The sequence below is a fragment of the Loigolactobacillus binensis genome, from assembly GCF_005405165.1.
In the GTDB taxonomy this organism is placed as follows: Bacteria; Bacillota; Bacilli; order Lactobacillales; family Lactobacillaceae; genus Loigolactobacillus; species Loigolactobacillus binensis.
Genome location: NZ_BJDN01000051.1, coordinates 1 through 5,793 on the forward strand (window position 1 = coordinate 1; position 5,793 = coordinate 5,793).

At 34.1% G+C, this 5,793-nt stretch carries 7 protein-coding genes; 6 read left to right on the top strand and 1 reads right to left on the bottom strand.

What is annotated here, in order from left to right; genetic code table 11:
- The 6 genes from FFM78_RS13310 to FFM78_RS13335 all read left to right on the top strand — a co-directional run.
- On the top strand, window positions 1-187 hold a 187-nt coding region (locus FFM78_RS13310), incomplete at its 5' end, for a hypothetical protein (protein WP_171001906.1).
- Between the two features lie 709 nt (window positions 188-896).
- Window positions 897-1,826, top strand: coding sequence for a replication initiation protein (locus FFM78_RS13315; RefSeq protein WP_137638880.1), 930 nt, complete (start codon window positions 897-899; stop codon window positions 1,824-1,826).
- Window positions 1,819-2,382, top strand: coding sequence for a DUF536 domain-containing protein (locus tag FFM78_RS13320; RefSeq protein ID WP_137638881.1), 564 nt, complete (start codon window positions 1,819-1,821; stop codon window positions 2,380-2,382). Before FFM78_RS13315 ends, FFM78_RS13320 begins: the two co-directional genes overlap by 8 nt.
- Window positions 2,383-2,418: 36 nt before the next feature.
- Window positions 2,419-3,090 (top strand): hypothetical protein, encoded by a 672-nt coding sequence (locus FFM78_RS13325; protein WP_010625614.1) that lies wholly within the window; start codon window positions 2,419-2,421, stop codon window positions 3,088-3,090.
- Window positions 3,077-3,970, top strand: coding sequence for a ComEC/Rec2 family competence protein (locus FFM78_RS13330; protein ID WP_137638882.1), 894 nt, complete (start codon window positions 3,077-3,079; stop codon window positions 3,968-3,970). The genes FFM78_RS13325 and FFM78_RS13330 overlap by 14 nt, the downstream gene beginning before the upstream one ends.
- Before the next feature lie 330 nt (window positions 3,971-4,300).
- Window positions 4,301-5,065: a helix-turn-helix domain-containing protein gene (locus tag FFM78_RS13335; RefSeq protein WP_137638883.1), complete on the top strand. Its 765-nt coding sequence runs from the start codon at window positions 4,301-4,303 to the stop codon at window positions 5,063-5,065.
- Window positions 5,066-5,237: 172 nt separating this feature from the next.
- Here FFM78_RS13335 and FFM78_RS13340 read toward each other — a convergent pair whose 3' ends face one another.
- Window positions 5,238-5,474: a hypothetical protein gene (locus tag FFM78_RS13340; protein WP_137638884.1), complete on the bottom strand. Its 237-nt coding sequence runs from the start codon at window positions 5,472-5,474 to the stop codon at window positions 5,238-5,240.
- Between the last annotated feature and the right edge of the window lie 319 nt (window positions 5,475-5,793).

Consider the following 5,793-nt stretch of genomic DNA (forward strand, 5'->3'; position numbering starts at 1 on the left):
AAAGAAAGTATTAAAACCAATTGATGAAATGCTTGCTGATCCTTGGCAAGTTGATATTCAAGAATTGTTTGAAGCTTCTGTCAATGAACCTGACGAGATCAAAAAGAATTTGTATGATTCCCTGTATACTTATGTTTTGCAAAAAAGACAAGAAGATATTATTAATCGTCCTGGCTTCGTTATTTAGCCCTCTAAAAGCCTGCTGAGGGCTTTTTATTTTGACTTTGGTATAAATGTATATAAATAGCCTTAAAATCGCTGAGAACGAAAAATAAGGCTCTTAAAAAGGGACATAGTAGTTAAATCTTTATCAAGTTTTAGAAAAGCTAACTATTTGCTGTCAATGGTAGCGGACGAGCGTAGCGTGGGAGCATAAGGAATTGACAGTTCTAAACCAGTCTTAACACTGCATTGGCGAAAGCCAAAGTTTCTATAAAACTTTGCTTTCCTGCCTAACGGCGAGTGAAAAAGCGGTCAAGCTGGCTCAGCTTGGACGGGGTTCGGGGCGTCAGCGCCCGAATTAATGTGGCTTGCCACTCCTTTGTAGGCAACGAACGAAGTGAGGCGCAAAGAGCGTAGCGAATGAAGTTTAATGTGAGCCTGTTTTTGGGCTCACTCCTTTGTATTTTTGTTTTAGATTTTGATCTTGTACAGTGGTGCCTCTTTTAAACCTCTTTTATAAACCTCTTTTAAACCTCTTTTAGACCCCTATTGAGCCTTACTCTCCCAGGGAATACAGGAGTTTATGGATAGAGTTTTGTCTGTTTATAGATAGAGTTTTGTCTGTTTATAGATAGAGTTTTGTCTGTTTATAGATAGAGTTTTGTCTGTTTATAGATAGAGTTTTGTAGTATTATATATTCATAAAACCATATTCATTAAAAGAGGTGCTTCATTTGAGTAATGAAATTGTTAAATATGATCCTGAATTAAATACAATCCCACTTCGAAAATTCACTCCTGTTGAAATGAATTTATTCTTCTCAATAGTTTCTAGAATGCGTGACAAGGGTGACGAAACTGTAAGGTTTTCATTTGATCAATTAAAAGAATTAAGTGCATATAAACCTACAGCAAATAACCGATTTATTGACGATATTGAAAGTACTTATCAAAAAATTTTAGGCTTACGCTTTGGAAGGCGTAGTAAAGATGGGCTGCATCGTGAATTTTTTGTTATGTTTACCGAATTTGAGATAAACGGCCATGCTGATGATCCTTATGTTGATATTAAAATTTACCCCAAAGCTATAAAATTATTAAATGAGCTGGAAAGTTGGGTTCGTTATGCTTTATCAGAATTCAGAGATTTGAAAAGTAGCTACGCAAAAACCATGTTTCGGTTACTAAAACAATTTAGAACTACTGGGTACGCTTACTTTTCAGTTGCAGACTTTAACGAGCTATTAGATGTCCCTAAAAGCTATAAAAGTAGCAATATAAATCAATCCGTTTTAAAACCCATCAAAGAGGAACTTACGCCTCTTTTTAGAGGCCTAACGGTTAGAAAAAAATATGGTAAAGGCCGCGGAAAACCAGTGATTGGGTATTCTTTTACTTGGAAGTCTGAAAAGAAAAACGCTAATGACTTCTCACAAGGTCAATTTCAAGATGAACGTCAAAAACTCTTTAACATTCAGCATAATGGTGAATTAACAGAACAGGAAAAATGGCGTGCCATTGATAAAGTTAAGGGGTTAACTCTAGGTTCTACTGAAAAGCAAGCATTGGCTGTCAAACAAGCCGAACATGATAAAAAAATAAGAGATCAGACAAGACAAGAAATGCTTGCTGAACTCCGAAAGGGGTTTGGAAATCATGCCTAAAACTATTAGAGAACTTGCTGATGAATTAAAGGTCTCTAAACAAACTATTCAATACCACTACCAAAGACTACCAACAAAGAACCGACAAAAAGATAGTCAAGGTAAAAACGTGATAAGTCTTACAGCTGAAAGGATTATTAGAAGTAAGGTAGCAAAAAACCAACAAATAGGTAGCAAAAAAACGACAAATACTAGCAAAGAAAATAATGAGCTAATTGCTACTTTGCGAAAAGAAGTAGAAGATTTAAAGGATCAACGTGACAAACAGATTGCTATCAAAGACAGACAAATAGATCATCTAACAAAATTGGTGGATCAGCAGCAGCAGTTACAATTAGCAACGGTAGCAGAAAATCATCAATTAAAAGAACACGTTCAGAAATTGAGTGGGTTGTCTGAACCTTCTAGTTCAATTCAAAAACGGCCCGAAAATGATAAAGATGATACCTTGTTGAATAGCATTAATTCTAGTCAAGTCAAAGATAAAAACTATAAGCAGGATAAAAAGAAAGTATCTAAAAATAAAGTCAATAATAGTTGGTGGCATTTTTGGTGAAATAAAATTTCATCAAAATCTAAAAGGTATGGTGAAATGAATAATCTAAAAATTTATAAAACTAAGGAAGTTCAATATTTTATATGTGCCAATGCTATTATTATTACGCTATTTTCAACTAAAATATCACATAAATATTTTGTTAATAATTATGATTTCATTTTCAGCTTATTTACTTTTCTAGGAAGTATGGGAATTATATATATATATTCAAATATCTTAGATAGTGTACTGTCAACTAGAATCAAAAACGTTTTAGTTTTTGGAAACATGGATAAAATACCTGGAAATACAGCACTAACAAAACTATTTTATGGGAATTATTCAGATTTCAGAGTGTCAAAAATAAATTTACAAAAATTCTATAAAAATATTTGGAAAGAAATTAATCAAAATAGTCAAGATAAACTATACCAAAACAAAAAATGGTATGCTTTATATACAGCCGTAAGAAATGAAAACATAATTTTCTTTTCAAATTCAAACTACCTTTTAACCCGTGATATAAGTGTGCTATCTATAGTTTTTGTCATATTTTATCCACTCATGTCTAAGTTTCCATATATCTATTATAATTATAAAGTACATATTTATTTTATTATTATTTGGATTATAACTACGTATGCCGCACATAAGACTGGAGAAAAATTTGCCAATAATGTCTTAGTCGAAAATTATATAAAAGGGGAAAATCATGAGCATAGTTAAATTTTTTAATGTAAGTAATGGGGATATGTCTTATATTGAACACAATTCAGATAATTTTTCAATCATTGATTGTAATTTACCTGAAGACAGTTCCTGTAGAACAACCATCTTAAATGAAATTCAAGATATACGGTCTAAGAAGTCTATATTTAGGTTTATTTCAACTCACCCTGATGAAGATCACTTTCATGGATTGGAAGATATAAGTAATATCGAAAATTTTTACTGTGTTAAAAACAGTGTCACGAAACAAGACATTACACCCTCCTTTAAAGCTTATTCTAATTTAAGAGATGACGAGAATAGAGCTTTTTACATAGAAAAAGATTGTAGTCGAAAATGGATGAATCAAGGATCTAATGAAAGAGGAAGTTCCGGTATAATGATACTGTGGCCTGATACATCGAATGAAGATTTTCAATCGGCACTTGATCAGGCAGATGCCAGCCCTAATAATATCTCTCCAATTATAAAGTACTCTATTGAAGATAACGCAACATTTTTATGGATGGGGGATTTGGAAACCAAATTTATGCAAAAAATTGAAGATAATGTTGTTTGGCCCAAAATAGATGTATTGTTAGCCCCTCATCATGGTAGAAAAAGTGGCCATGTCCCTGGTGCCATTCTAGAAAAACTTAAACCCAAACTAATAATTTTGGGCCACGCAGAATCTAAAGACATGAATTATTATTGTGGATGGAATACCATATTAAAAAAACATAGTGGAAATATTACAATTGAATGTAGTAACCACTTTATGAATATATGGGTTGAAAATCCAGATTATACATCTAAAATTAAAACACTAAAAGATAATCCTCAAAAGACAGATTTGAGTAGCTCCTTGTATTATATTGGCAGTATTAGTGTTGACTAAATATGTTTCACGTTCTTACTTTGCTCTCTAAATGCCAAACTTTGTTTAAGTATAATCGTAATTGATATTAGCGTGTTTTCAAAATTGGTTAGAACAATATTCATAGATACCTGGTATCAAATGGACCTCTGGCCATTTTTAAAACCGTTTTTCAGATCGTAATAACGATCTGAAAAACGGTTTTATTTTTGTACTAAATAAGATTATACCTCAATTTATTAGGAGATTAACCGGTCGTGTTCAGTTGCAAGTAACATTTGCGTGACTATTGCTAGTAATTCTTGCTAGGATTGCCTTAGATCCTTGATTATGATTTAGGAGGAGTGAGATTTGAGCTTTAAAGACGATATTAAGACCTTGCGCAGGCAATCTAATTTAACCCAAGAAGCGTTAGCTCAACAATTGCATGTGACCCGTCAAACGGTCTCAACTTGGGAAACTGGCAAGAATATGCCAAGTTTAGAGACCCTGCATGCTTTGAGTCAATTGTTTAACATCTCACTCGAAAAACTTCTATTTAACGAGGAGATTGCAATGAAAAAAGATAAAGAACCCTCTTTGGCCACCCAGATAGATCATGATGTTAAGCTTAAAAGTCGTTATCGTCGTTGGACTTTTGGTTTAGGTGGCTTGATCGTACTAGCACTGGTTAGTGTTGGCATTTTATGTTTTGGATATTATAAAGGTATTGGGACGATTGATCGATTTGATCCGTTTTTATCCTATAAAGTCGGGTACACTAAATTGCCTAGTGAAAAGGAAATTTCTCCTAACAATAAGGCGACCAATGGTTACTGGACCGCTTGGTTCACTGATAATACGATGGGGAATGAATGGACCAAACTAACCTTAACGACGGGTCTTAATCCTGGGGTCAAAGATCCTTATGTGATGGCTTATCATAAGGGCAGTTATGTTAAAATTACGCGTATCGTTCCTCGTACCTACGTTAATCAGGCTTATGTTAGCAACTTAGCGGCGCTAAATGCCTTGTTAAACCATAAGGGAAATACAGCGACTAACAATCATGACCTTAAGAAGTATAAGACACAAATCCACATATCCGACACTGTCCAACAGTTAGTAACTGAATAGAGAACCACCAATTTACAATCCCCAAAGCAGCTTTAGGGTCTATAACTAATATGGTCCCTAAGTCTTTACTCACAGGGCCACGGTATACTGATATCTATTTGCTATCATTAATTAAAATAAGTCCTAGCATCTTTATTCATAGATGCTAGGACTTATTTTAATTAATGATTCTTTAGTACCATCCCTTTAATTCAGCTGCTTGCGTTAGTTCTTCTAAAATTGAACGAGATGGGATTCTTGCTTGACCACGAGCAGCCTGCAAATGACCATCTGGCCTACGCCAGATGAAACGAAATCCAGACTCGCTAGTTCCATCAGAATACATATAAATAACTCTTTGGAAGGTTAAGCTCCACTTGCTATCATACATGTGGGCTACCTCGTCCTTAATAACAACGTTGGCTTTCATGAAAATTCCTCCTTGATTTATGTTTCTTTTGATCCATGATCATGATTACTATCATGACATTCATGGCCATGACAAAACATTAACTCAAAAAATAAATTTTGTCAATTCATGACTGCTATGGATACCATGAGTTACATAACTATTCAAGCGGACGTTATAATTACCAAATATCCCATTCAGAGTTTTAAGCAAACTACTCTGAGTGGGATATTTGAGTTATACTAGCAGTAGAAAGTAAAAACACAGTTCGGTTGGTAGTCCGAACATAGCGAAGCTATCAGTAACCTGCCTCCTTGGTTGTCCATCTTTCTTAATTAAT

Bases quoted from the DNA above. Each gene is read 5' to 3' on its own strand.
- FFM78_RS13325 (WP_010625614.1), top strand. From the start codon at position 2,419: ATGAATAATCTAAAAATTTATAAAACTAAGGAAGTTCAATATTTTATA.
- FFM78_RS13330 (WP_137638882.1), top strand. From the start codon at position 3,077: ATGAGCATAGTTAAATTTTTTAATGTAAGTAATGGGGATATGTCTTAT.
- FFM78_RS13320 (WP_137638881.1), top strand. From the start codon at position 1,819: ATGCCTAAAACTATTAGAGAACTTGCTGATGAATTAAAGGTCTCTAAA.
- FFM78_RS13340 (WP_137638884.1), bottom strand. From the start codon at position 5,474: ATGAAAGCCAACGTTGTTATTAAGGACGAGGTAGCCCACATGTATGAT.